This is a genomic window from Sphingomonas sp. CFBP 13720 (genome assembly GCF_014842075.1).
GTDB lineage: Bacteria > Pseudomonadota > Alphaproteobacteria > Sphingomonadales > Sphingomonadaceae > Sphingomonas.
On the sequence record NZ_JACYVA010000007.1, the window covers coordinates 65020 to 89390 of the forward strand.

At 66.6% G+C, this 24371-nt stretch carries 21 protein-coding genes and 1 tRNA gene; 7 read left to right on the forward strand and 15 right to left on the reverse strand.

The features are described 5' to 3' along the window. The first annotated feature begins 30 nt into the window (after positions 1-30). The gene (locus tag IFT55_RS13875) at positions 31-1845 is read left to right on the forward strand and encodes a DUF885 domain-containing protein (RefSeq protein ID WP_192092945.1); all 1815 of its coding nucleotides are present in this window, start codon (positions 31-33) and stop codon (positions 1843-1845) included. On the opposite strand, the gene IFT55_RS13880 is transcribed toward IFT55_RS13875, so the two are convergent. After that, positions 1842-2930, reverse strand: coding sequence for a mechanosensitive ion channel family protein (locus tag IFT55_RS13880; RefSeq protein WP_192092946.1), 1089 nt, complete (start codon positions 2928-2930; stop codon positions 1842-1844). The two genes, IFT55_RS13875 and IFT55_RS13880, sit on opposite strands and share 4 nt — an antisense overlap. 127 nt (positions 2931-3057) lie before the next feature. Here IFT55_RS13880 and gyrA point away from each other — a divergent pair, with 127 nt between their 5' ends. Together gyrA and IFT55_RS13890 are read left to right on the forward strand one after the other, a co-directional pair. After that, positions 3058-5844, forward strand: a complete 2787-nt coding sequence (gene gyrA, locus IFT55_RS13885; protein ID WP_192092947.1) for a DNA gyrase subunit A — start codon at positions 3058-3060, stop codon at positions 5842-5844. After that, a complete protein-coding gene (locus IFT55_RS13890; protein ID WP_192092948.1) occupies positions 5841-6188 on the forward strand; it encodes a DUF952 domain-containing protein in 348 nt (115 codons plus the stop codon). The genes gyrA and IFT55_RS13890 overlap by 4 nt, the downstream gene beginning before the upstream one ends. 15 nt (positions 6189-6203) lie before the next feature. Here the strand turns inward: IFT55_RS13890 and IFT55_RS13895 are convergent, their stop codons facing one another. Next, positions 6204-6641: a DUF488 domain-containing protein gene (locus tag IFT55_RS13895; protein ID WP_192092949.1), complete on the reverse strand. Its 438-nt coding sequence runs from the start codon at positions 6639-6641 to the stop codon at positions 6204-6206. Positions 6642-6791: 150 nt separating this feature from the next. Here IFT55_RS13895 and IFT55_RS13900 point away from each other — a divergent pair, with 150 nt between their 5' ends. Together IFT55_RS13900 and trmFO are read left to right on the forward strand one after the other, a co-directional pair. Continuing rightward, entirely contained in the window at positions 6792-7100 is a 309-nt protein-coding gene (locus IFT55_RS13900) for a hypothetical protein (protein WP_192092950.1), read from the forward strand. Positions 7101-7117: 17 nt separating this feature from the next. After that, positions 7118-8434 (forward strand): methylenetetrahydrofolate--tRNA-(uracil(54)-C(5))-methyltransferase (FADH(2)-oxidizing) TrmFO, encoded by a 1317-nt coding sequence (gene trmFO, locus IFT55_RS13905; RefSeq protein WP_192092951.1) that lies wholly within the window; start codon positions 7118-7120, stop codon positions 8432-8434. On the opposite strand, the gene IFT55_RS13910 is transcribed toward trmFO, so the two are convergent. The 5 genes from IFT55_RS13910 to IFT55_RS13930 form a co-directional block, all read right to left on the reverse strand. Further along, on the reverse strand, positions 8421-8672 hold the full coding sequence (locus tag IFT55_RS13910) for a DUF3325 family protein (RefSeq protein ID WP_192092952.1): 252 nt from the start codon (positions 8670-8672) through the stop codon (positions 8421-8423). The two genes, trmFO and IFT55_RS13910, sit on opposite strands and share 14 nt — an antisense overlap. After that, positions 8669-10279, reverse strand: a complete 1611-nt coding sequence (locus IFT55_RS13915; protein WP_192092953.1) for a PepSY-associated TM helix domain-containing protein — start codon at positions 10277-10279, stop codon at positions 8669-8671. The genes IFT55_RS13910 and IFT55_RS13915 overlap by 4 nt, the downstream gene beginning before the upstream one ends. Next, entirely contained in the window at positions 10246-10560 is a 315-nt protein-coding gene (locus IFT55_RS13920) for a hypothetical protein (RefSeq protein ID WP_192092954.1), read from the reverse strand. The genes IFT55_RS13915 and IFT55_RS13920 overlap by 34 nt, the downstream gene beginning before the upstream one ends. Further along, entirely contained in the window at positions 10557-12827 is a 2271-nt protein-coding gene (locus IFT55_RS13925) for a TonB-dependent siderophore receptor (protein ID WP_249403836.1), read from the reverse strand. Before IFT55_RS13925 ends, IFT55_RS13920 begins: the two co-directional genes overlap by 4 nt. Positions 12828-13043: 216 nt before the next feature. After that, positions 13044-13120 (reverse strand) — tRNA-Arg (locus tag IFT55_RS13930). A gap of 83 nt (positions 13121-13203) precedes the next feature. Between IFT55_RS13930 and IFT55_RS13935 the strand changes: the two genes are divergently transcribed. Beyond that, entirely contained in the window at positions 13204-13692 is a 489-nt protein-coding gene (locus tag IFT55_RS13935) for a hypothetical protein (protein WP_192092955.1), read from the forward strand. A gap of 4 nt (positions 13693-13696) precedes the next feature. Here IFT55_RS13935 and IFT55_RS13940 read toward each other — a convergent pair whose 3' ends face one another. From IFT55_RS13940 to hemB, 3 genes are read right to left on the reverse strand one after another with little or no spacing between them, the layout of a single operon-like run. Continuing rightward, positions 13697-15895: a fused MFS/spermidine synthase gene (locus IFT55_RS13940; RefSeq protein ID WP_249403837.1), complete on the reverse strand. Its 2199-nt coding sequence runs from the start codon at positions 15893-15895 to the stop codon at positions 13697-13699. Further along, the gene (locus tag IFT55_RS13945) at positions 15892-16422 is read right to left on the reverse strand and encodes a GNAT family N-acetyltransferase (RefSeq protein WP_342029317.1); all 531 of its coding nucleotides are present in this window, start codon (positions 16420-16422) and stop codon (positions 15892-15894) included. The genes IFT55_RS13940 and IFT55_RS13945 overlap by 4 nt, the downstream gene beginning before the upstream one ends. After that, a complete protein-coding gene (gene hemB / locus IFT55_RS13950) occupies positions 16419-17405 on the reverse strand; it encodes a porphobilinogen synthase (protein WP_192092957.1) in 987 nt (328 codons plus the stop codon). Before hemB ends, IFT55_RS13945 begins: the two co-directional genes overlap by 4 nt. Before the next feature lie 83 nt (positions 17406-17488). Between hemB and IFT55_RS13955 the strand changes: the two genes are divergently transcribed. After that, positions 17489-18370, forward strand: coding sequence for a diacylglycerol/lipid kinase family protein (locus tag IFT55_RS13955; protein ID WP_192092958.1), 882 nt, complete (start codon positions 17489-17491; stop codon positions 18368-18370). A 74-nt stretch (positions 18371-18444) separates the two neighbouring features. Here IFT55_RS13955 and IFT55_RS13960 read toward each other — a convergent pair whose 3' ends face one another. The 5 genes from IFT55_RS13960 to IFT55_RS13980 all read right to left on the reverse strand — a co-directional run bounded on the left by IFT55_RS13960 (position 18445) and on the right by IFT55_RS13980 (position 24296). Next, positions 18445-21150 carry a valine--tRNA ligase gene (locus tag IFT55_RS13960; protein WP_192092959.1) on the reverse strand — a complete coding sequence of 902 codons (2706 nt, stop codon included), beginning with the start codon at positions 21148-21150 and terminating at the stop codon, positions 18445-18447. A 52-nt stretch (positions 21151-21202) separates the two neighbouring features. Next, positions 21203-21415 carry a DUF2497 domain-containing protein gene (locus IFT55_RS13965; protein ID WP_342029318.1) on the reverse strand — a complete coding sequence of 71 codons (213 nt, stop codon included), beginning with the start codon at positions 21413-21415 and terminating at the stop codon, positions 21203-21205. A gap of 61 nt (positions 21416-21476) precedes the next feature. Beyond that, a complete protein-coding gene (locus IFT55_RS13970; RefSeq protein ID WP_192093042.1) occupies positions 21477-22016 on the reverse strand; it encodes a DUF2497 domain-containing protein in 540 nt (179 codons plus the stop codon). A 31-nt stretch (positions 22017-22047) separates the two neighbouring features. Next, positions 22048-23619 carry a TolC family outer membrane protein gene (locus IFT55_RS13975; RefSeq protein ID WP_192092960.1) on the reverse strand — a complete coding sequence of 524 codons (1572 nt, stop codon included), beginning with the start codon at positions 23617-23619 and terminating at the stop codon, positions 22048-22050. A 5-nt stretch (positions 23620-23624) separates the two neighbouring features. After that, positions 23625-24296, reverse strand: a complete 672-nt coding sequence (locus tag IFT55_RS13980) for a protein-L-isoaspartate O-methyltransferase family protein (protein ID WP_192092961.1) — start codon at positions 24294-24296, stop codon at positions 23625-23627. Between the last annotated feature and the right edge of the window lie 75 nt (positions 24297-24371).

Genomic DNA, 24371 nt, shown 5'->3' on the forward strand with positions numbered 1-24371 from the left:
GGTGCGACGCATCGTATACGGGGATTACCGATGGACCTTACCCGCCGCGACTGGATCGCCGGAGCCGCCGCTTCGACCCTTGCCGCCGCCCTGCCCGTCCGGGCGCAGGGGACCGCGCCCGATCGCGCGGCCGAAGCGACGCTCTCACGGATCGCCGAGGCATTGCTGGCGGACTCGCCGGAAGGCGCCAGCAGCCTCGGCATCGATACCGGCGCACGCGCCGCGCTCAAGTCGCGGCTGGCCGACCGGTCGGCGGCTGGGCAGCGGGCGATCGCGGATCATCTGCGCGCCCATGTCGCCGCGCTGAAATCGATCGACGCCGCCACGCTGTCCCCCGCGACGCGCACCGATGTCGACGTGGTGCGTACCGCGTTCGAAACCGCGCTGGACGGCTTTGCGCTCCCCTATGGCGACGTTGCGGTCGGCGGATGGCGGAACACGCCCTATGTCGTGATCCAGAATGTCGGTGCCTATCTGGACATACCGCGTTTCCTCGACAGCGATCACAGCATCGCGAACCGCGCCGATGCAGAGGCGTATCTGGCACGGCTGGAGGATTTTCCGGTCCAGTTGGACGGGGAGACCGACCGCGTGCGCGCCGCGTCGGCCATGGGGGTGGTCGCCCCGGACTTCCTGCTCGACAAGGCGTTGGGCCAGATGACCCGGTTGCGGGCAAGCGATCCGGCGACGTGGGACGTGGTGACGTCGATCGGCCGGCGGACGAAGGATATTCCGGGCGACTGGACCGGACGGGCGACGACGATCGCGAAGGAAAAGGTCGCCCCCGCGCTGGACCGGCAGATCGCGGCGCTGCGCGCCGATCGCGCACGCGCGACCGCCGATGCGGGCATGTGGGCACAGCCCGGCGGCGACGAATGGTATGCGTGGGGGCTGCGCGCCTCCACCACCACGCGGATGACGCCCGACGAGGTGCATGCGATGGGCCGCGAGCAACTAGCCGGGTTGCAGGCGCAGATGGACACGATCCTGAAGACGCTGGGCCTGACGCGCGGAACGGTGGGTGAACGCATGACCGCGCTGGGCAAGGACGCGCGCTTCACCTTTCCCAACGACGATGCCGGCCGCGCACAGATCATGACGCTGGTGCAGGACCGGCTGGCCGATATCCGTGGTCGTATGCCGCGCGCGTTCGGCACGCTGGCACCGGGCAAGGTCGAGGTGCGGCGCATCCCGGTGGCGGAGGAAGCCGGTGCACCTGGCGCCTATGGCGGGCCGGGATCGATCGACGGCAAGGTGCCGGGCCGGATGTGGATCAACCTGCGTACCACCGATATCTGGACACGCTATTCGTTGCCGACCCTAGTCTATCATGAATCGATTCCCGGCCACGTCTGGCAGGGTGAATATACCTTCCGCCTGCCGCTGGTCCGGTCGCTGCTGGCGTTTAATGCCTTTTCCGAAGGCTGGGCGCTCTATGCCGAACAGCTCGGCGACGAACTGGGCGCGTATGACGGCGATCCGGTCGGCCGGCTGGGCTATCTCCAGTCGATCGCGTTCCGCGCGTGCCGCATGGTGGTGGACACCGGCCTGCATGCCAAGCGCTGGACCCGGCAACAGGCGATCGACTGGTTCGCGCAGACCAACGGGTCGAGCGTCGACGAAGTGTCGGGCGAGGTCGACCGCTATTGTTCGTGGCCGGGACAGGCATGCGGATACAAGGTCGGCCATTCGGAGATCAACCGGCTGCGCGGCCGGGCGCAGGCGGCGCTAGGCGCGCGCTATGATTTCCGCGCGTTCAACGATGCGGTGGTACAGGGCGGCGGCGTGCCGATGACGGTGCTTGAGCGCAACGTCGACGCGTTCGTGGCGAAGCGGCGGGGCTAGGCCGCCGCGCCTTCCGCGGCTTCCGGCCTGCCGTCGATCGCCACGCGTCGGCGGGGCAGTGCTTCGGGCATTTCATCGCGGATGAACGCCAGCATGCCCTCGCGCAGCGAACAGCGCAGGTCGAACGCGCGTGCAGCATCCGATGCCGTGGCGAGGATGCGGACCTCGATCGCGTCGGGCTTGGTATCGGTCACCTGCAACACGAACGCCCGCCCGTCCCACAACGGATCGGCCCGCACGACCGTCTCGAAATGCTCGCGCAGGCGCGGGACGTTCGTGATGGGGTCCAGCCAGAAGAATGCCGATCCCAGCAGCCCGCTGGTGGTCCGGGTCCAGTTCTCGAAGCTTTCCTCCAGAAACTTCGATACCGGCACGACCAGACGCCGTTCGTCCCACAGGCGGACGACGACATAGGTCAGTCGGATTTCCTCGATCCGGCCCCATTCTTTCTCGACGATGACGACGTCGTCGATGCGGATCGGTTCGGTAAACGCCATCTGGATACCGGCGATGATGTTCTTGAGCGCGGGCTGCGCGGCAGCACCGACCGCAAGGCCGGCGAGACCCGCCGATGCCATCAGCGTGACGCCGATCGACCGGATGCTGGGGATCGACAGCAGCATCAGACAGATGGTGATGAACCCGACCGCGATGATCGCGATCCTGCCAAGGATCGCACTGCGCGTCCGTCGCCGCCGCGCGCGCAAATTGTCGGCGACGCTGACGTCGGTGGCGATCTCGACCGCCTTTACCGATGCACGGATCATGACGATCGCGAACCAGCCCATCAGCAACGGCACCGCCAGCCCGGCGACCTGCGTCCACAGATCGTCCCAGCGTTCGGGCAGGCGCAACGGCCGGCGCACCCCGGCCAGCGCGATCGCGACGAGGATCCACCGCGCCGGTCGCCACGCATGCGCCACATACACGTCGTCGACCGACCCCGGCGTCCGCGCCGCCAGCCGTCGCAGCACGCGAAACGTCACGCCGTGGACGAGCAGCGCCGACAGTACCACGCCGAAGATCGTGAGCAGATCGAGCGCACCGGGAGGAATGTCGGCGATCGCGCGTTGAAGGTCTCGCATCCCGCTACAACCTGCTGCACCGCAGCATGTTCCGACCGCGTTCCGACTGGCTGCGGGAGACTTGGCTTTGCCGCCCCGACCGGCTAGGCTGCGACAAGAACGAACCATTCCCCGAAAGCACCGAACTTTGACAGACGCGACGCTGATCGCCGACCCATCCGACATCGCCCCAATCTCGATCGTGGACGAGATGCGGTCGAGCTATCTCGACTATGCGATGAGCGTCATCGTTTCCCGCGCGCTGCCCGACGTGCGCGACGGGTTGAAGCCGGTGCACCGCCGCATCCTGTATTCGGCACAGGAATCGGGCTTCGTTCCGGGCAAGCCGTACCGCAAGTCGGCGCGCATCGTCGGCGACGTGATGGGTAAATACCATCCGCACGGCGATACCGCGATCTACGACGCGCTGGCCCGCATGGCACAGCCATGGTCGATGCGGCTGCCGCTGATCGACGGTCAGGGCAACTTCGGGTCGATGGACCCGGATCCGCCCGCCGCCATGCGTTATACCGAAGCGCGGCTGGCGAAGTCGGCGATGGCGCTGCTCGACGATCTCGACAAGGATACGGTCGACTTCGTCCCCAATTACGACGGGTCGGAACGCGAACCGTCGGTGCTGCCCGCGCGCTATCCCAATTTGCTGGTCAATGGCGCGGGCGGGATCGCGGTCGGCATGGCGACCAACGTGCCGCCGCACAATCTGGGCGAAGTGGTCGACGCGTGCCTTGCCACGATCGATCGTCGGGTCGAAGGCGGCGAGCCGCTGACCCATGAGGAACTGTGCGAGATCGTACCGGGACCGGATTTCCCGACCGGTGCGCTGATGCTGGGGCGCGCCGGTGCACGCGCGGCCTATGCCACCGGGCGCGGATCGGTGATCCTGCGGTCGCGGCATATCGTCGAGGCGCGCGGCGAGCGACGCTCGATCGTGCTGACCGAAATCCCGTTCCAGGTCGGCAAGTCCGGGCTGGTCGAAAAGATCGCCGAGGCCGCCAAGGACAAGCGGATCGAAGGCGTCAGCGACATTCGCGACGAATCGAACCGCGAAGGCGTGCGGATCGTCATCGACCTGAAGCGCGACGCCACCCCCGACGTCGTGCTGAACCAGCTGTGGCGGCATACCCCGGCGCAGTCGAGCTTCGCCGCCAACATGCTCGCGATCCGCGGCGGCCGGCCCGAATTGCTCAACCTCGGCCAGATCATCGACGCGTTCGTCGGCTTCCGCGAGGAAGTCATCACGCGCCGTGCGAAGTTCGAGCTGGCCAAGGCGCGCGACCGGGCGCACCTATTGCTGGGTCTCGTCATCGCCGTCACCAATCTCGACGAAGTGGTGCGGATTATCCGCGGTTCGGCCAGCCCGGCGGCGGCGCGCAATGCGTTGCTGATGCGCGAATGGCCGGTTGCGGAAATTGCGCCCTATCTGCGGCTGGTCGAAGCGGTCGAGGCGGATCACGTCGGCGATTACTACCGCCTGTCCGACCTTCAGGTCCGTGCCATCCTCGACCTGCGCCTGCATCGCCTGACGGCGCTCGGCCGTGACGAGATCGGCGACGAATTGAAGGAACTGGCGTCGACGATCGCGCATCTGCTCGACATTCTGGGCGACCGCGCCAAGCGTTATGCCGTGATGCGGCAGGAACTGGTCGACGTGCGCGCCGAATTCGCGACGCCGCGCCGGACCGAAATCGCCAACGCCGCCGACGGCATCGACGACGAAGACCTGATCGAGCGCGAGGAAATGGTCGTCACCGTCACGGTGCAGGGCTATATCAAGCGGACCCCGCTCGACGCGTTCCGTGCGCAGAAGCGCGGCGGCAAGGGCCGCGCCGGGATGACCACGAAGGACGAGGACGCGATCACGAACCTGTTCGTGACGTCGACCCACACGCCGGTGCTGTTCTTCTCGACCGCCGGCAAGGTCTATCGCATGAAGGTGTGGCGTCTGCCCGAAGGCGGTCCGGCGACGCGCGGGCGGCCGATGGTCAACCTGCTGCCGCTGGCGGCGGGCGAGACGATCTCGACCGTGCTGCCGTTGCCCGAGGACGAGGATAAGTGGGGCGACCTTCACGTCATGTTCGCCACCGCGAACGGGACGGTACGGCGCAATTCGATGGACGCGTTCGCCAACGTGCCGACCGCCGGCAAGATCGCGATGCGGTTCGAGGACGACAATCCCGACCGGCTGATCGGCGTGGCGTTGTTGACCGAAACCGACGACGTGCTGCTGGCGACCAAGGCGGGCAAGGCGATACGATTCTCGGCGACCGACGTGCGCGAATTCCAGAGCCGCACGTCCACGGGCGTGCGCGGCGTCACGTTGGGCACCGACGACGAAGTCATCTCGCTGTCGATCCTCGGCGGGTTCGCCGCGACCCCCGATGAGCGCGAGGCGTATCTCAAGGCCGCGCCGTGGAAGGAAGGCGAACGCGAAGTGACGCTGTCGCCCGAGCGCATGGCCGAGTTCGAGGCAGCGGAGGAGTTCATCCTGACCGTCACCGCGAACGGCTATGGCAAGCGCACCTCCGCCTATGAGTATCGCCGGACCAATCGCGGCGGTCAGGGGATCACGAACATCGTGACGTCGGACCGCAACGGTCCGGTCGTGGCCAGCTTCCCGGCGCATAACGGGCAGCAACTGATGCTGGTGACGGATCAGGCGAAGCTGATCCGCACCACCGTCGGCAGCATCCGCGTCGCGGGCCGCAATACGCAGGGGATCACGATCTTCCGCGTCGGCGCGAACGAACATGTCGTATCGGCGGCGAAGATCGACGAGGACGAAACGCCGGAGAACGACGCCGAAGCGATCGTTGCTGACGAAGCCGCATCGCATCTGTCCGATGCCGACGATTCGATCCAGCTGGACGACGGCACCGGTCCCGACACGATCGATGAACGGATCGAAGAAGAATGAGCGACGCCACCGCCTTCAAGATACTGACCGCCGATCAGATGGCGGCGCTGGAAGCCGATGGCAGCTTTGCCGGGGCACCGGTCGACCTGTCCGATGGCTATATCCATCTTTCGACGATTGATCAGTTGACGGAAACCGCCGACAAGCACTTCGCGGGTCAGACCGATCTGCACGTTGCGGAGGTCGATCTCGACGCGTTGGGTGACCAGGTGAAGTGGGAACCGTCACGCGGCGGACAGTTGTTCCCGCATCTTTATGGACCGTTGCCGCTGAATGCGGTGGTCGCCTATGGGCCGCTCCATCGCGCGGATGACGGGCGGGTCCAGCCACCGGTCACGGGCTGACCGGCCGGACGGCGGTCAGGCATAGAGTTCGACGACCGTCGTCCCCTGCCCCACGGCTTCCAGCAACAACGTGCGGTGGCAATGTGCCGGGTTACGTTCGAAGCAGAGCAGCGCGGAGGGCATCTCTGCGGCGAGCGCCAGCATGATCGCCGCCTGGGCCTGTGCTTCGGGCAATTCGAGCTGTTCGGCATAGACCGCTTCCAGCGTCGCCACGTCGCCTTTCTTGGCCGCGTCGCGTCCGCGCTTGGGCGTCCCGAGCGCTTTCAAATGGACATAGTCGATCCCGTAACCCGCGAGTTCGGCGCTAAGCGACGTCTTCGAAAATCCCGGCCGGCGCGATAACGGCAGCGCGCGGACATCGATGACCCGGCGTACGCCCGCGGCCTGCAACGCCGCGATAAAATCGGCCATCGTCGTTGCTTCGTACCCGATGGTATGGATGAGTGTCGTCATGCCGGAGATACTCCATGTCGCCTCCACGAGGCGACCAACGCCTGAGGTGAACGGTCGGTCACCTGCCATGTATGCGGGGACGATCGCGGCAGGTCCGATATTCATCGCAATGTATCTGCCAACGCCCAGGTCGATCGAAGAAGCGCTGCTGTGGCCGATCAGTGGTTTGGATTGTCCCTGATATGCCTGATTTTCTCCATGACGATTGCGAGCGTGCCGGTGATACTGGCGGTCGGCATGGGCGGCTGGCTTGGTCAACGGTGGCGATGGTCCCGGCATCCGGCGATATGGGCAATCGCTGGCGGTACGGCAGGCGGGACGTTGATCCCCGTCGTGGCTCGGCACATACTGCCGGTCGTTCCCGACGGACTGGGCGTTCCAAGCGGCATCCTGATCGCCTTGGTCGCGCGCCGTTTCATCGCGTGGACCGACGGACGTTCATTGCCGGTTGCAATTTGACCCCGTAAGCGACCTCCATGCAGTATGACGTTCACATCATTGGCGGCGGCCTCGCCGGATCCGAAGCCGCGTGGCAGTTGGCGCAAGCCGGCGCGACGGTCCGCCTGTCCGAAATGCGCGGCGGCGGCGATACGACGCCCGCGCATCAGGGCGATAGTCTGGCAGAACTGGTCTGCTCCAACAGCTTCCGGTCGGACGACGCAGAATCGAATGCGGTCGGCCTGCTCCATGCCGAGATGCGCGCGTTGGGATCGCTCATCATGGCGAAGGGCGACGAGTATAAGGTGCCGGCAGGGTCGGCGCTGGCGGTGGATCGTGACGGTTTTTCGGCGGGCGTCACCGCGACGCTCGAAGGACATCCCAACATCACGATCGTGCGCGAGCGCATCGACGTCCTGCCCGATGCAGGCGCGACCATCGTCGCCACCGGCCCCCTGACCGCGCCGATGCTGGCGCAGAGCATCGGCGGCGCGACCGGCAGCGAGGCATTGGCGTTCTTCGACGCGATCGCCCCGATCGTCCACCGCGATTCGATCGACATGGAACAGGCATGGTTCCAGAGCCGCTGGAACAAGGGCGAAGGGCACGACTACATCAACTGCGCGATGAACCGCGAGCAATATGAAGCGTTTCACGCCGGACTGATCGCGGGCGAGAAGGCCGAGTTCCGCGAATGGGAGAACGTCCCCTATTTCGAAGGCTGCATGCCGATCGAGGTGATGGCCGAACGCGGGCTGGACACGTTGCGCTTCGGGCCGATGAAGCCGGTGGGCCTTGACGATCCGCGGACCGGGCGCTGGCCGCATGCCGTGGTGCAGTTGCGGCAGGACAATGCCACCGGCACGCTGTGGAACATCGTCGGGTTCCAGACGAAGCTGAAGCATGGCGAACAGGTCCGCCTGTTCCGCACCATCCCCGGGCTGGAGAATGCGGAATTCGCGCGGCTTGGCGGGCTGCATCGCAACACGTTCATCCGTTCGCCCGAATTGCTCGACCCGACGCTGCGGTTGAAGGCGCGGCCGCATCTGCGCTTCGCCGGACAGATGACCGGGTGCGAGGGCTATGTCGAAAGCGCCGCTGTGGGATTGATGGCTGGACGCTTCGCCGCCGCCGAACTCGCCGGACGCGCGCTGTCCGCGCCGCCGGTCGAAACCGCGCTGGGTGCCTTGCTGAACCACATTACCGGCGCGGCGGTGGCGGAAACCTATCAGCCGATGAACGTCAATTTCGGGCTGATGCCGCCGATTCCCGGCCGCACGAAGAAGGCGGATCGCAAGAAGATGTACACCGCCCGCGCGCGCGATGCCTTTGCGGAGTGGCTCAACGCCGCGTGAGGTTGAGCACCAGCAGGTTGACGCCCGCCGCCAGCATCAGCAACCCGATGCCGCCGATCGGTCCGTAAACCGGTCCCCAGCCGGCGATGGCGGCGGCGAAGGCTGCGACGACCAGCGCCCAGCCGGCGGGCCGGACCCAGCGTCGACGGTGCGGGCGCAACCGGTCGCGATGCCGATCGGTCGCCAGCGCGAGCAAGGTCAGCGCGGCCAGCGCGAGAAGAAGCGCGAACAGGGTCATTCCGCCGGTGCCCATGCGTTCGAGGGAGCGACCCGCGCCGCGCGTCGTCTGACTTTCGGGCGGAAGCGATGGACGCGCCACGCCGCGAAGGCAAACCCGCCGCCCAGCGCCGCCAGCGTCAGATCGGCCCCGGCCAGCACCCAGTCCCCGGCGGCGATCGTCCAGACCAGCCCGGTCGGCAGCGCGACCAGATTGTACAGCGGCAACGCAATCAGCAACGCGGCGAGCAGCGTCAGCAATTCGACCCAAGCCCGCGCCGATCGCCGGATCAGCGCATAGGCAAAGGCGATGCCCCATCCGGCAAACATCGCGTTGACCTCCCCATCGGCACGCCGTTCCATCGCGACGGGTAGCAGCCGGTTGGCCCACAGATACAGCGTCATCGCGATCGGAAACCCGGCGACGAACCCGATGTTCAACCGTTCGACCAGCCGGAAGCCAAACGGCGGACGCGCCGGATCGGGCAGCCGTTCGCGTCGTTTGACCGTCCACAGGATCAGTCCGCTGGCAACCATGATCGACCCGGTGATCCCGCACAGGAAATACAGCCAGCGAATGCCATAGTCGCCGAAGCGACCGGCGTGCAGCCCGACCATCGCGCCCTGCGTCACCACGGCGGCACTCGGCGACGGCGCGCTCCACAACGGTGCGCCGGTGACGCCGTCATAGGCGACGCTCGGCGTACGCGCCGACAGCATGGAGGTCGGCGCGCGGGTCATCGTGATCCGCGCCGCCGCGTCGTTCGGATTGGCCACACCGATATAGCCGACCGGCCCGCCCAGCCGCCGTTCCGCATCGCGCAGCAGCGGCACGATCGGCACCAGCGGTGCGTTTCGTCCGACGCGTTCGGCGACCGGGGCCTGCGGGAACAGCGTGTCGAACAGCTTCGCTTCGTCGGTATAGTTGGCGACCACCGCCCACGGCATCAGCATCGCCATCAGCGTGACGAGCCCGGTATAGGTAATCATCAGGTGGAACGGCAACGCCAGCACGGCGCTGGCATTATGTCCGTCCAGCCACGACCGCTGCCCCTTTTCCCGTCGCAACGTGAAGAAATCGCGGAAGATCTTCTTGTGCGTGACGATGCCCGACAGGATCGCGACCAGCATGAACATCGCCGCGATGCCGACGATCCAGCGCGCGAAAAACACCGGCACATAGTGTAGATCGAAATGGAACCGGTAGAAGAATTCGCCGCCGCGCGTCTCGCGCGCCGCGACCGGCTGTCCGTCCGCGCCGATCAGCGCCTGCGTATCACGCCGGCCGCGCCCGCGCCGCTTCGGGACGCCGGGCGTCTCCTGCGGTTGCCAAAAGACCTGTGATCCCGCGCTATGGACAGTAGGAACCGGAATGAACCAGCTTTTCGCGTCGGGCGCGCGCTTCATCAGATAGGCGACCGCACCGTCCACCACCCGTTCGGGGCGTTCGATCCGCGTCAGCTCCGGCCGGCTCCACCGGTTGAGCGCCTCACGCCAATAGGCGGCGGTGCCGGCGACGAAGACCGCGAACAGCACCCAGCCGAGCAGCAGCCCCGACCATGTATGCAACGTCGATTGCGACTGGCGAAACCCCTTCACACCCGTCCCCCCGTCAGGATCGATCCCCATGCGATCGCCCCGGCCAAAGCGCCCGCGATCGTCAGCGTCCATACCGCGCGCCAACCGCTGCGCGCCGCATAGGCCCACATCACCGCCCCCGCGCAGACGACGAACGCAAGCAGCGTCGCGACGATCGTCGCGCTGGCCGGTCCGCCGGGCAGGGTGCGCGCCAGCGCCATCGCCCACAGGCTGGCGACCGCATATCCGCCCGGCAATGCCGCGACCAGCCGCAACGCATTGTCGCCATGCCGCCGCCAGCGCGCATCGGCCGCCTTACCGCTGCTCGTCACGGGAAGTTCACGCGGACGCTGGCGAACACGCTGCGCGGGCTGCCATAATAATTGCCCCGGCCGGTCGCGGAGATGCGCGAATAATATTCGCGATCCAGCAGGTTGTTGACGTTGACCGACAACGCGACCTGCTCAGTCAATGCATAACCGGCGCGCAGGTCGACAACGGCATATCCGCCCTGGCGTACAATCGAGGAACGGGTGCGCACGGTGCCGTCGGCGTTGAACACGGCGGCGGTCCCGCCCCACGTCTTGTCGAACCACGTCACACCGCCGCCGATGCTGGCCCCGGCCAGCGGACCATCCTTCGGCGCATAGTTGCTGAACAGCTTCACCATGTGTTCGGGGATGACCGGCAACAGGCTGATCCCCTCCAGTGAGGTCGTCGCGTCTTCCAGATACTTCGTCCGGGTAAAGCTGTAGCCGCCGTTGACGCGCCATCCGGGCAGGATCTCGCCGCTCGCCTCCACCTCGACGCCGCGTGCCCGGACCTTGCCGATCTGGAACACGACGGTGGGAAGGTTGGGGTCGTTGAACAGGCGATTGTCCTGCGTGATCTGATACACCGCCGCCGACAGCAGCAGACGGTCGTTGGCCAGCGCCAGCTTTGTCCCGGCTTCGTACTGCGCGCCGATCAACGGATCGATCTTCTCGCCATCGGGGCGGGTGCGCCCGACCGGCGGTGCCTGCGGCGTGAAGCTGTCGGCATAGCTGGCATAGACGTTCCACTGCGGCGTCACGTCCCACACGACCCCGCCATAAGGCGTGAAGCGGTTTTCGAAGCTGTAGCTGGTCGGCAGCGGCAGGATGCCGGTCACGTTGCGGGTGGTCGCGATGGTGGTGTCCCACCACGTCATCCGCCCGCCGCCGACCAGCGTGAAGCCGGCGAACGGACTGAGCCGCATCTGGCCATAGATGCCATATTGCTCGACCTCCGTCGTCGAACCGCCGAACACCTGCGTCACGCATTCGGTCGGCACGGTCGTACAACGGCCCTCCGTCCCCTGCACCGGATAGGGCGGCGACGCGCCATAGGGATTGAGCGGCGGTTCGGCCGGCGACACCGGATCGAACACGTTGATCCGCGCATAGTTGGACAGGCGTACGAAGTCCGACGTCGCGGAACTTGCCTGATAATCGGTGCCCAGAATCAGCGTCTGGTCGCGCCCGAACAACGGAAAGCTGCCCACGCCGTTGAAGTCGAACGCACGGCTCTGCATCGTGCTGTCGCCGCGATAGGCGATGTGGCTGGTGACGCCCAGATTCTGGGGCGTCACCGGCTGGTTGCCGATATAGCTGTAGATGTCGATGCGATCGACCTCGCTCAGCAGGCCGGTAGCGCGCAGGGTCCAGCGATCGCTGACCCTATGCGCGACCTCGACGAACCCCGACCAGCCTTCCGACCGGAACCGGTTCCAGTCGGCGCCCAGATAGGTCGAACGGTCGATATCCAGCAACTGGCCGTCGCTGCCGTCCGCCCCGCCGACCAGACCGGGCAGACCCGACTGGATCGCCGGTTTGAACAGTTCGTAATTGCCGCCAACCGTCAGCGTCGTATCGTCGCCGATCTTGGTATCGGCGACCGCGAACGCACCGAAGCGATAGCGATGCGCGACGTCGAAGAACTGGTCCTGATCCTGAACCATCGCCCCGACCCGCAGCCCGGAGCGTTCGTCCAGCGGCGTCGACATGTCGACTTCGCCCCGGAAATTCTGGAAACTGCCATAACCCGCCAGCGCACTGACGCGGAAAGCATCCAGCGGGCGCTTGCGCACCAGATTGATGCTGCCCGCCGGGTTGCCCGCACCGCTGAACAGGCCGGCCGGTCCACGCAACACCTCGATCCGGTCGTACAGGAACAGGTCGGGCACCACATTGGGAAAGGCAAAGCCCATCGTCGGCACGCCGTCGACAAGGTAATTGCTGATCGTGAATCCGCGCGACAGGAAGGACGGGTCCTCGCTGCTGATGCCGGTGATCGTCACGCCGGGGGTCGCCGCCAATGCGTCTTCCAACGTGAACAGGCTGCGCAACTGCAACTGTTCCTGATCGATCACGGTGATGGTGTTCGGCACATCCTTCAACGGGGTGACGGTCTTGCCGACCGCCTGCCCATAGCTTTTGCCGACCACGACGATCTCGTCCGACTGCTGCGTGTCGTCCGGTTCCTCTGCCGACGCGGTCGCCATGACGGGTTCCGCCAGCGCTGGCGCGGCGGCCAGCATCCACAACGCGGCAATCACGGTCGAACAGTTGGAACGAAGCATCAGCACCCCTTTATGCGAATCACTCTCAATACAGAAAGCCTCTAGGCATAGAATCGGCGGTGCGCAATGCTAATGCGATACGTTCGCAACTTACCGATCGGATCGATTTCGCGCCATCGTCGCCGAACAAGCGGAGCGATCGTGTACGGCGGACAAGAAAAAAGGGGCAGCTTGCGCTGCCCCTTTGTATCCACGTCGCTTCCCCCGAAAGAGAAGTGGTGCACCCAGAGCGATTCGAACGCCCGACCCTCAGATTCGTAGTCTGATGCTCTATCCAGCTGAGCTATGGGTGCCCGGTGGAGGTCGCCTGTTAGAGGCGGTTTTTTAGTCTGGCAACCCCGTTGCTTCATTTTTTGATGCCGAATATCGCAATGCCATGAACCGCACCGCGATCTTTCCCGTCCTGCTGCTCCTGTCCGCGTGCGTCGCACCGGCGAGCGACTATCCTTCGCTGCTGCCGCGTCCGATCGAATCGGGCAGCTTTGCCGAGCCGGTGCGGGCCACGGCAGTGGCGACGCCGGACGCGGCGCTAGACGCGCGGGTCGCGACGCTGTCCGATCGGGTGGCGCAGGCCGCAAGGGCATTCGACGCGGCGGTCGCACAGGCACGCCCGGCGGTGAATGCCGCCGCGCGTTCGGCGGAGGGCAGCGACGCATGGCTGGGCGCGCAGGTCCGGCTGGCGCAACTCGACGTCACGCGTGCGGAGATCGACGCGCCGGTCGCCGATCTGGAGCAGCTGACCATCGACCGCGCCGCTGAGGGCCAGCCGCCCTACCCCGCGCTCGACGCGGCGCTCGACCGGGCCAAGACTGCCGCTGCCGCACAGCGCGCAACGATCACGGCGCTGTCGGCAACGCTGCGCTGACCGCCTATTGCAGCGCGCGCAGGACCGGCAGGATCGACGCGTAATCGTCGGTCCATGCCGACGCGTCGGTCGGCGGCAGCGGCATCCAGTCCCCGCCCGCCGCGACAAGCCCGTCGAGCACCGCCGGATCGCGCGTCAGGGCGATCCATTCGGACCCGGTCTGCCCTTCGATGCCCTCATCCGGGTGATAGCTCAACGCCGCCGCCATCCAGCCGCCCGCTGTCGCCGCAACGACCGGCGCGAGATCGAGATAGCGGTTTGATACATGGACCAGCAGCAGGCCGCGCTTGTCGAGCACCCGGCCATAGGTCGCGAACGCTTCCTTCGTCATCAGATGCATCGGGACGGCGTCCGATGAAAACGCATCGAGCGTCAGCAGGTCGAGGCTGCCGGTCGCCTGATCGGTCAGGCTCAACCGCGCATCGCCCATGACGATCTGTGCGTCGGGCAGGCAGTTCTTCAGAAAGGTGAACGTCCCCGTATCGCGTGCCATGCGGACCACGACCGGATCGATTTCGTAGAACCGCCACTGCTGCCCCGGACGCGCGTAGCAGGACAACGTACCCGTCCCCAGCCCGACCACGCCGATCCGCGCGCCGGTGCCGTACAGCTTCGGTGCGGCGAGCAGCGCTCGTCCCACCCCCGATTGCGGCACGTAATAGGTGGTGGGCGTGCGTTCGCGCTCCGCACTGCCGATCAACTGCACGCCGTGGACCGTGGTGCCGTGCTGCAACGTGCGCACGCCGGGTTCCTCCCCGATGGTATAGACGCCGAAATAGCTGCGTGTCCGTGCGCCCGGCTCCATCGACAGTTCGATCGCGCGATACCCGCCGAACAGGTACAACGCGCCGGCCAACGCGAAGACATAGGGCAGTCGTGCGCCGATCGCGAACAGCCCGACGACGACGATCCCGAAGAACGCGATGACCCCGGCGTTCGCGCCCAGCATCCCGCCCGGATCGGTCAGCCCGACGACCACCAGCAGCGCAACCGCGACCAGCGCACCGATCGACAGCGCATCGTTCCGACGGGCCCACAACCGCTGCGCACCGGGCAGCAGGAACGGCAACGGCGTCAGCATCCCCGCCGCAAGGATCAGCAACGGATATTCATAGGTCCAGTCGAACACGACCGGCGCGACCAGACCGGCGAACACACCGCCCAGCGCACCGCCGACCGACATGGCGAGATAGAAGCCGGTCAGTCGCGCCGGCGCGGGCCGCGACGCATGCATCCGCGTATGCAGCGCCACCGATACCGCGAACAGCAGCATCAGCGCCGCCAGCGCGTTGAGCAACGGATATTGATGATGCCCCGCGATCATCATACCCCCGAACACGAGGATCGTGACGGGAGCGAAGCGCGTGATCGTCTCCGCCGGGCCGCGCCGGTCGGCGAAGGCGACGGTAAAACTCAACAGGTACAGCCCCAGCGGCAGCACCCACAACAGCGGTACGGCGACGATATCGGTCGTCAGGAACGTGGTCGTCGCCAGCATCAGGCCCGACGGCACCAACGCCAGCGCGATCCAGTGCAGCACGGTGGACAGGCCGGGCGCTTCGCCGGCGTCCACCTGTTCCACCAACTGATCGCGCTGGTGCGGCAACATCCATCCGCACGCGACGACCAGCACGAACACCACGCCATAGCCGATGCTCCACCCCCAGCTTTGCGTCCGCAGCGGCAACAGCGGCTCGACCAGCAGGGGATAGGCGATCAGCCCAGCGAAACTGCCGACGTTCGACGCGGCGTACAGCGCATAGGGATCGCGGCCGGGACAGACGAATGCGAACCAGCGTTGCAGCAACGGGGCCTGCGCCGACACGGCAAAGAACAGCGGCCCGATCGATGCCGCCAGCAGCCACGGGGTCCACAGCGCGGGCTCGACGCCCGCCGGCACCTGCGTCCGCGCCACGCCGATCGGCAGCCACGCCGCCGCCAGCAACAGCATCAGGAGATGAACGGTCGCCTGCGCCTTGGGCACCAGCTTGCCGAGCAGATGGGCATAGGCATAGCCGCCCAGCAGCAGCGCCTGATACACCAGCATCGCCGAGTTCCACACGGCGGGTGCGCCGCCCAGTTGCGGCAGCGCCATGCGCGCCACCATCGGCTGGACGAGGAACAGCAGGAACGATCCGGTCAGGATCGCGGCGACGAAGGTCAAGCGGACCGGCAGGCCGGCGGTCCGGTCGCGAAGGGTCAAGAGCGGACCTTCCAATAGGTGATATGGCGTTTCAGCGGGCTGTCGTCCGGGACGCTGGGATGATCGAAGTCGCCGTCAGGATCGCGGACCATGCCGATCCGCTCCATCAGGGTCCAGCTACGCACGTTCGCCGCGACGGTGATCGCACCGACCCGGTCGACCGGCAGCGTAGCGAAACCCCAGTCGAGGCTGGCCTGCGCCGCTTCGCGCGCGAACCCCTGCCCCCAATGGTCGCGCCCGAACCGCCATCCAATCTCGACCGCCCCGTCCAGCGACCCGCCGGCCGTTCCCGGCTTCAACCCGCACACGCCGATCATGGCCCCCGTCGCCCGCACCTCGACGCTCCAGAAGCAATAGCCGAGCGTCGCCAGATAGCCATTCTGCCGTTCGATCATCGCATCGACGTCCGCATCGGTCGGCACCGGGTTCAGATACCGCATGACCTCCGCATCGGCGATATGCGCGACGATCGTCGCCCGGTCCCGCGCCGCATACGGTCGTAGGACCAGCCGTTCGGTGACGATCACGCCCCCAACAACCGCGCCGCATGCGCCGCATGATAGGTCAGTACGCCCGAACATCCCGCGCGTTTGAACGCCATCAGCGTTTCCAGCACCAGCGCGTCGCGGTCCCCCGCGCCGACCGCCACCGCAGCCTCGATCATCGCATATTCGCCCGACACCTGGTACGCGAACACCGGCACCTCGAACGCTGCCTTCACGCGCGCGATGACGTCGAGATAGGGCAGGCCCGGCTTCACCATCACGCTGTCCGCGCCCTCCGCAAGGTCGAGTGCGACCTCACGCAGCGCTTCCTCCGCGTTGGCCGGGTCCATCTGATACGTCGTCTTGTCGCCCTTCAACAGCCCGCGCGTACCCACCGCATCCCGGAACGGACCGTAGAAGGCACTCGCATATTTGGCAGCATAGGCCATGATCTGGACATTGACGTGTCCGTCGCGTTCCAGCGCGGTGCGGATCGCGCCGACGCGACCGTCCATCATGTCCGACGGCGCGACGATGTCGCTGCCCGCCGCCGCCTGCACCAGCGCCTGCCGCACCAGCGTGTCGCTGGTCACGTCGTTCGTCACATAGCCGGCATCGTCGACAATGCCGTCATGGCCGTGCGCGGTATAGGGATCGAGCGCGACGTCGGTCAGGATGCCGATGTCGGGAACCGCGTCCTTGATCGCGCGGATCGTGCGGCACATCAGATTGTCGGGATTGAACGCCTCGCGGCCGTCGTCGCTGCGCAACGCGGGGGGCGTGTTGGGGAACAGCGCCAGCACCGGAATGCCCAGATCCCGCGCTTCCCGCGCGCGCTCCACGATCCCGGCGATCGACCAGCGCAACACGCCGGGCAGCGCCGCGATCGGGCCGGCATCGCCTTCAGTGACGAACAGCGGCCAGATCAGGTCGGCGGGGGTGAGGACCGTTTCGGCATGCAGCCGGCGGCTCCAGGCGGAGGCGCGCGTGCGGCGAAGGCGCAGCGCAGGATAAGCGGCGGACATGGCGGCGACTTGTGGGCCAACCCCGGACGACGATCAACCGAAAGTCGTTGCGTCCGGTTTCGTTACGGTGCGTTATCGACCGCATGACCCAGATCCGATCCGCCGCCATGATCGTCAACGCCCGCTCGCGCAACGGACGGGACCAGTTCACGCAAGCCTGCGCGGCGATGCAGGGGATGCCGTTCGAGGTCGATGCCCACGCGGTCGAAAACCCCGACGACCTCGTGGAAACGGTGCACAAGGCTTTGGCGCGCAAGCCAGACCTGCTCGTACTGGGCGGCGGCGACGGTACGATCAGCAGTCTGGTCGATCACCTGCTTGGCCACGACGTCATCCTCGGCGTGCTGCCGTTCGGCACCGCCAACAGCTTTTGCCGCACGCTTGGCATCCCGCTCGACATTCCCGGCGCGGTCGAAGTGCTGAAGACCGGTACGCCGCGCCGAATCGATCTGGGCATGATCGACGGCGACTATTTCGCCAATTGCGCGGCGATCGGCCTGTCGCCGCAGATTGCGCAGACCGTTCCGCATGGCGTGAAGCGTGCCTTCGGTCGTGCCGGCTACCTCGCATGGGCGGCGCTGCAATTCGCGAAGTTCCATCCGTTCGAACTGATCGTCGGCGAAGGCCCGGCCGCACGGCGAATGATGGCGACCGAGGTCCGCATCTCGAATGGCCGGTTTCACGGCGGCACCGAGCTGGTCGAGGAAGCCCGGCTCGACAGCGGGGAGATCATCGTTCAGGTCGTCGCGGGCAAGGGCAAGCGCAGCCTCGTGCGCAACTGGGCGGCAAGCTTCTTCAAACTCGAATCGCGCCGCGTCGATACCCTGACCTTTCACGGCCAGTCGTTGCGCATCACCACCATTCCCCCGCTGCCAATCTCGATCGACGGCGAAGTACTGGCGACGACGCCGGTACAGGCAAAGATCGCCGCCGGCATCATCGAGGTGATGGCACCGGCGGTGTAGTAGGCACATCGCCGTTGCGGCGAACGCCGGGATCGCGACGTCAGCGGTCCCGGCCTTCGCGTGTCGGCGAAGCGTTACCCCAACCGACCCAGCGCTGCGTGCAACCGCGCTGCCTCGGCCATCTTTTCGCTATGGTCCGTCCGCGCCTTCTCGACCGCTTCGGGCTTGGCACGCTCCACGAACGAGGCGTTGCTCAGCCGTCCCGCGAGCGCATCGCGCTCCTTCTCGGTCGCGGCGATCGCCTTGGTCAGGCGCGATCGTTCGGCATCGAGGTCGATGACGTCGCCCAGCGGTAGCACGAACGTCGCTTCGTCGACCACGATCTGCAACGCGCCGCCCGCCGGCGCATCGCCGTCGATACGATCGACCCGCGCCAGCCGTGCCAGCACCGCGTCCTGCGCCGTCAGCCGTGCGAGCGTCGCCGCCGATGCATCGCGCACGTACAGCGGCAAGCGCGCACCCGGCGGTACGTTCAGCTCCGTGCGCGCCGCGCGGATTTCGCTGACCAGCCGGATCAGCCAGTCGATCTCCTGCGCCGCGGCCGGATCGATCGCGCGGGCATCCGCCATCGGCCAGCGCGCCACGATCAGGTCGTTCGACCGCGGATGCGCCGGATCGGCCAGCGCGTGCCACAGTTCCTCGGTAATGAACGGCATGAACGGATGCAGCATCACCAGAATCTGGTCGAGCACCCAGCCCGCCACCGCGCGGGTTTCGTCGCCGCCCTCGGCCCCGCCCTGCAACACCGGCTTGATGAGTTCGAGATACCAGTCGCAGAACCGGCTCCACGTGAACTGATAGATCGTGTTCGCCGCGCCGTCGAACCGCAGGTCGGCAAAGGCGAGGTCCAGCGCCTGCACGCATGCGATCGTCTCGGCCACGATCCAGCGATTGACCGCAAGCGTCGCGACCGGCGGTTCCAGCGTCGCCGACGCGGCGATGCCGTTGGCCTGCGCGAAACGGGCGGCGTTCCACAGCTTGGTCGCGAAGTTGCGATACCCTTCGACCCGCCGCTCATCCATCTTGATGTCGCGGCCCTGGCTTTCCATCGCCGCCATGAAGAACCGCAGCGCATCGGCGCCATAGCGGTCGATCAGGCCCAGCGGATCGACGGTATTGCCCTTCGACTTCGACATTTTCGCGCCGTCGGCGGCGCGGACGAGGCCGTGGAGATACAGCGTCTTGAACGGCACCTCCTGCATGAAGTGCAGCCCCTGCATCATCATGCGGGCATTCCAGAAGAACAGGATATCGAAGCCGGAAATCAGCACGTCGTTGGAATAGCGCCCGCCCAGCGTCGGGTCGGTATTGTCCGGCCAGCCGAGCGTGGCGAACGGCCACAAGGCGGAGGAGAACCACGTGTCGAGCACGTCCTCGTCCTGCGTCAGTGCGACGCCCTCGCCCGCCTGCGCTTGTGCTTCGGCCGCCGTCTCGGCGACGAACACCGATCCGTCTTCCGCGAACCACGCCGGAATACGGTGGCCCCACCATAGTTGCCGCGACACGCACCACGGCTGGATGTTCTCCATCCAGTTGAAATACGTCTTTTCCCACGACTTCGGCACGATCTTCACCGCGCCCGACCGCACCGCCTCGATCGCGGGCTTTGCCAGCGTCGCGGCGTCGACATACCATTGGTCGGTCAGCCATGGTTCGATCACCACGCCCGAACGGTCGCCATAGGGCGTCTGGATACGGCGCGGTTCGGCATCATGCTCCACGCCGTCCTTGTCGACATGCGGCACGAGGAACCCCTGCGCCTTCAACGCGGCGACGACCATCCGGCGCGCGTCCATCGGCGCCTTCGCATCGTTGCCCGGAACGCCCAGATAGCCGGCGGGGATCAACCCATCGGCGGTCTGCACGACCCGCGCCTGCGCATCGAGCATGTTGAGCATGTCACGCGCCTCGATCCCGGCACGCCGACCGACCTCGAAATCGTTGAAGTCGTGGCCCGGCGTGATCTTCACCGCGCCCGACCCCAGTTCGGGATCGGCATGGTCGTCGGCGACGATCGGGATCAGCCGCCCGGTAATCGGCAGGCGCACCTGTTGCCCGATCAGCGCGGTATAGCGCTCGTCGGCCGGGTTCACCGCCACCGCCATATCGGCCAGCATCGTTTCAGGCCGGGTCGTCGCGACGTGAATGAAGCCGCTGCCATCGGCCAGCGGATAGCGCAGATGCCAGAAGCTGCCGCTGACCTCCCGCGTTTCGACTTCCAGATCGCTGATCGCGGTGCCCAGACCCGGGTCCCAGTTCACCAGCCGCTTGTCGCGGTACAAAAGCCCTTCGCGGTGCAACTGCACGAACACCTTCAGCACCGCCGCCGAAAAACCGGGGTCCATGGTGAAGCGTTCGTCCGACCAGTCCATCGAACAGCCCAGCCGCCGCAACTGGCCGGTGATCGTACCGCCGGACTCTGCCTTCCAGTCCCAGACCTTCGCGACGAAGGCTTGGCGCGACAGGTCGGTGCGCTTTTCGCCCTTGGCCGCCATCTGGCGCTCGACGACCATCTGCGTCGCGATGCCGGCATGGTCGGTGCCGACCACCCAGCGCGCGTCCTTGCCCTGCAACCGGGCATGCCGGACCAGAATGTCCTGCAACGTGTTGTCGAGCGCATGGCCGATATGCAGGCTGCCCGTCACGTTGGGCGGCGGGTTCACGATCGTCCACGGCTCCGCCTGCGGACGATCGGGGCGGAACAGGCCGGCCTGTTCCCAATGCGGATACCAATGCGCCTCGATGGCGGCGGGGTCGAATGTCTTGGGCAGTTCGCTCATCCCCGCCGAATGGCGCGGATGGCGCGGCGACGCAAGAGAGCGCCGCCCGCCTTTACTCGCGTCCGCTGATCCGGGCGATCTCGCGCGCGACCATCGTCTCGACCATGCCGGGCAATTTGGCGTCGAGCCAGTCGCGCAACATCGGACGCAGCATTTCGCGCACAAGTCCTTCCAGCGTATCGCCGCCGGGGGTTTCGGGCTTCACCAGCATTCCCGACAACTGATCCAGCGTACCGCGACTTGCCTCGGCGGCACGGTCCGACACGATCGTCGCCTCGGGCTCGGCGGCGACGAAGGCGGCGACGCAGGAAAGCGCCGCCCGCCTTTTACTCGCGTCCGCTGATCCGGGCGATCTCGCGCGCGACCATCGTCTCGACCATGCCGGGCAATTTGGCGTCGAGCCAGTCGCGCAGCATCGGACGCAGCATCTCGCGCACCAGTCCTTCCAGCGTATCGCCGCCGGGGGTTTCGGGCTTCACCAGCATCCGCGACAACTGGTCCAGCGCACCGCGACTTGCCTCGGCAGCACGGTCCGACACGATCGTCGCCTCGGGCTCGGCGGCAACGGTCGGCGCAACGGGTTCGGGATGCGGTTCGGGCGCGGGCGCGGGCGCGGGCGCAGGCGGCGCGGCACGGGGCCGTTCCGCACGCGGCGCTTCGCGCTGTGGCGGAGGCGGCGGCGCGGCGACGCTCTGGTTCAATTCGAGCACTTCGTCGCTGTCGTCCTCATCGCGCACAGCCTGTGCCGTGCGGATCGATTTGCGACCGCGCAACGCTTGAGCCGATCCTTCGCCCTCTTCGGCGATGATCCGCTTGATGGACGACAAAATGTCCTCCATCGACGTCTCGTTGCTGATATCCCCCATCGCAACCCTCATCGTTAACGCCTCTAAACGCCTAGCCTTGGGGAGACGACGACGGCGTGTCAACGCCTTGCGTCGCCGGTGCCACGCCGCCCTGTCGGTTCGGCGCGTCGATCCCTTGCGTCGGCGTATAGGGATTGGGACTGCGCTGCAACGACGGATCGAGTTCGCGCGTCACGACCGGCGTCTGTGCCGGCGTATTCACCGTGCCGGGCGCGACCGGAACCGGTTTCTCGTCCTGGTCCCAGTCCCAGATGCGATTGCGCACCCGGCTGTAGTTCACCGTCGGATCGTACAGCGCGCCGCCGTCCAGCCCCAGATCGCGCGATTCGGCGCGGCCCATCGCGGCCAGCAGCGCGAAACCAGCAACATAGGCGTCGCGTCGTGCCGTCACCAACTGGACCTGCGAATTGAGCAGTTCCTGTTCGGCGTTCAGGATGTCGAGGATCGTGCGCGTACCGACGCTGTTTTCCGCGCGCACCCCTTCCAGCGACAGGCGGTTGGCTGCAACTTGCACTTCGGACGATTCGATCACGCGCAATGCCGATTGCCACGCCGCGAACGCCGACCGGGTATCCGAAACGATCGATCGTTCGACCTGCGTCACCTGTTCCAGCGCCGCGCCCTCCAGCGCCTGTGCACGGCGGACCTGCGCGGCGGGACGGCCGGCCTGGAACAGCGGCAGGTTCATTTGCAGCCCGGCCTGCGCCGCGCCGCCATCCTGCTGCAACACGATCCCGTTCAGGCTCTGCGCCGATCCGAGAAAACTGGTATAGCTGCCCCCGACGACGGCACTGACCGTCGGCAACCGGCCGGCGCGTGCCACGCCGACGTCGAACCCGGCCGCATCGCTCTGCCGCCGTGCGGCCAGCAATGCCGGATTGTTCGCCACCGCCACGCCGACCGCCGCGGTCGGATCGACCGGCAGGTTGGGCAACGCCGGTGGCGTGTCGAGCGAACCGGACGGCGCACCCGTCACCGCCACGTAATTCTCGCGGCTGCTGATCAGCGACGCTTCCGCCTGTCGCAACTGCGACTGTGCGAAGGCCAGCCGCGCTTCCGACTGGGCGACGTCGGTGCGGGTCAGGTCGCCGACCTGGAACCGGTCGTTCGATGCCTGGACGTTGACCTCCAGCACGCGGACGTTCTGCTGATTCAGCCGCACGATCGCCTCGTCGCGGATCACGTCGTTATACGCGGCGACGACCAGCGTGAACACGTTCGCTTCGGTGCTGCGCAGGTTCGCGCGTCCGGCGTCGACCCGTGCATCGGCCGCGCGCACGCCGTTGCGCACCGCTCCGCCGGCATAGAGCGGCAGCGACGCGTTGACCTGCACCGATCCGGTTCGCGCCGGCTGCGCGATCCCCTGCGACCGGGTGTTCAGCACGTTCTCGATCACCGAGCTTTGCGTCGTGACCTGCGGCAACCCCTGCGACCGGGCCAACGGCACTGTCTCGTCGGTCGCGCGCAGATTGGCACGCGCGCCGGTCAGCTGGGGATTGGTGGCATATGCGCGCACCAACGCCTCTCGCAACGTCTCCCCCCCCGCCGGTCCCGCGAGTATCGCCGCGATTGCGACGCCGCCGAAGAAGATCCCCCCCCGCATCACAATTATCGGGCGAACTGAAAGGTTTTCGGACGGGCGAAGCCGGGCAGCGTCACACAATCGAGATCGGCGAAATCGATTAGGCCGAACCCTCCTTCGGTCTTGCGGCCCAGCGACAGCCGCGTGACGCCGCGATCGACCAGCCCGGTCGCCAGCCGTCCGCCCGCCGCCAGTTGCGCGATGATGGCGTCGGGCACGGTTTCGATCGCACCGTCGATCACGATCGCATCATAGGGCGCATCCGCCGCCCAGCCCTGCGACAGCGGTCCTTCGACCAGCGTAACCTTCGGGTCCGTGATCGCGGCCCGAGCGCCAGCTACCAACGCGGAATCTTCTTCCAACGCTACTACCGACGCGGCAAGCCGCGCTGCGACCGTTGCGGCATATCCCAGCGCAGCACCGATCAGCAGGACACGGTCGGTTGCAACGATTTCGGCGGCAACCAGCAAGCGTCCGGTGATGAGCGGCGCATTGATCGCCCGCATATCGTTCAGCGACAACGACGCATCGCGATAGGCGAGCATCGCATGCGCTGGCGGCACAAAATCTTCGCGGCGGACCGTGCCCATCGCATCGACCACGCGCGGATCGCTGACGGCGCTGGTGCGAAGCTGGCTGACGACCATCGCATGGCGCATGGCGTCGAAATCGGTCTGGGCTCGGGTCGTATCGGTCATGGCCAATCCTGTCGCACAACTGTTTTACTTGCGCAATACACATCGCGCCGGTTCGCGCGTTGTCTATCGTGCCCG

Coding starts and splice junctions, on each gene's coding strand:
- IFT55_RS13975 (WP_192092960.1), bottom strand. CDS start 23,619: ATGCGGGGGGGGATCTTCTTCGGCGGCGTCGCAATCGCGGCGATACTC.
- IFT55_RS13960 (WP_192092959.1), bottom strand. CDS start 21,150: ATGAGCGAACTGCCCAAGACATTCGACCCCGCCGCCATCGAGGCGCAT.
- IFT55_RS13890 (WP_192092948.1), top strand. CDS start 5,841: ATGAGCGACGCCACCGCCTTCAAGATACTGACCGCCGATCAGATGGCG.
- trmFO (WP_192092951.1), top strand. CDS start 7,118: ATGCAGTATGACGTTCACATCATTGGCGGCGGCCTCGCCGGATCCGAA.
- IFT55_RS13955 (WP_192092958.1), top strand. CDS start 17,489: ATGACCCAGATCCGATCCGCCGCCATGATCGTCAACGCCCGCTCGCGC.
- IFT55_RS13925 (WP_249403836.1), bottom strand. CDS start 12,827: ATGCTTCGTTCCAACTGTTCGACCGTGATTGCCGCGTTGTGGATGCTG.
- IFT55_RS13935 (WP_192092955.1), top strand. CDS start 13,204: ATGAACCGCACCGCGATCTTTCCCGTCCTGCTGCTCCTGTCCGCGTGC.
- hemB (WP_192092957.1), bottom strand. CDS start 17,405: ATGTCCGCCGCTTATCCTGCGCTGCGCCTTCGCCGCACGCGCGCCTCC.
- IFT55_RS13980 (WP_192092961.1), bottom strand. CDS start 24,296: ATGACCGATACGACCCGAGCCCAGACCGATTTCGACGCCATGCGCCAT.
- IFT55_RS13880 (WP_192092946.1), bottom strand. CDS start 2,930: ATGCGAGACCTTCAACGCGCGATCGCCGACATTCCTCCCGGTGCGCTC.
- IFT55_RS13970 (WP_192093042.1), bottom strand. CDS start 22,016: ATGGGGGATATCAGCAACGAGACGTCGATGGAGGACATTTTGTCGTCC.
- IFT55_RS13910 (WP_192092952.1), bottom strand. CDS start 8,672: ATGACCCTGTTCGCGCTTCTTCTCGCGCTGGCCGCGCTGACCTTGCTC.
- IFT55_RS13895 (WP_192092949.1), bottom strand. CDS start 6,641: ATGACGACACTCATCCATACCATCGGGTACGAAGCAACGACGATGGCC.
- IFT55_RS13875 (WP_192092945.1), top strand. CDS start 31: ATGGACCTTACCCGCCGCGACTGGATCGCCGGAGCCGCCGCTTCGACC.
- IFT55_RS13915 (WP_192092953.1), bottom strand. CDS start 10,279: ATGGGGATCGATCCTGACGGGGGGACGGGTGTGAAGGGGTTTCGCCAG.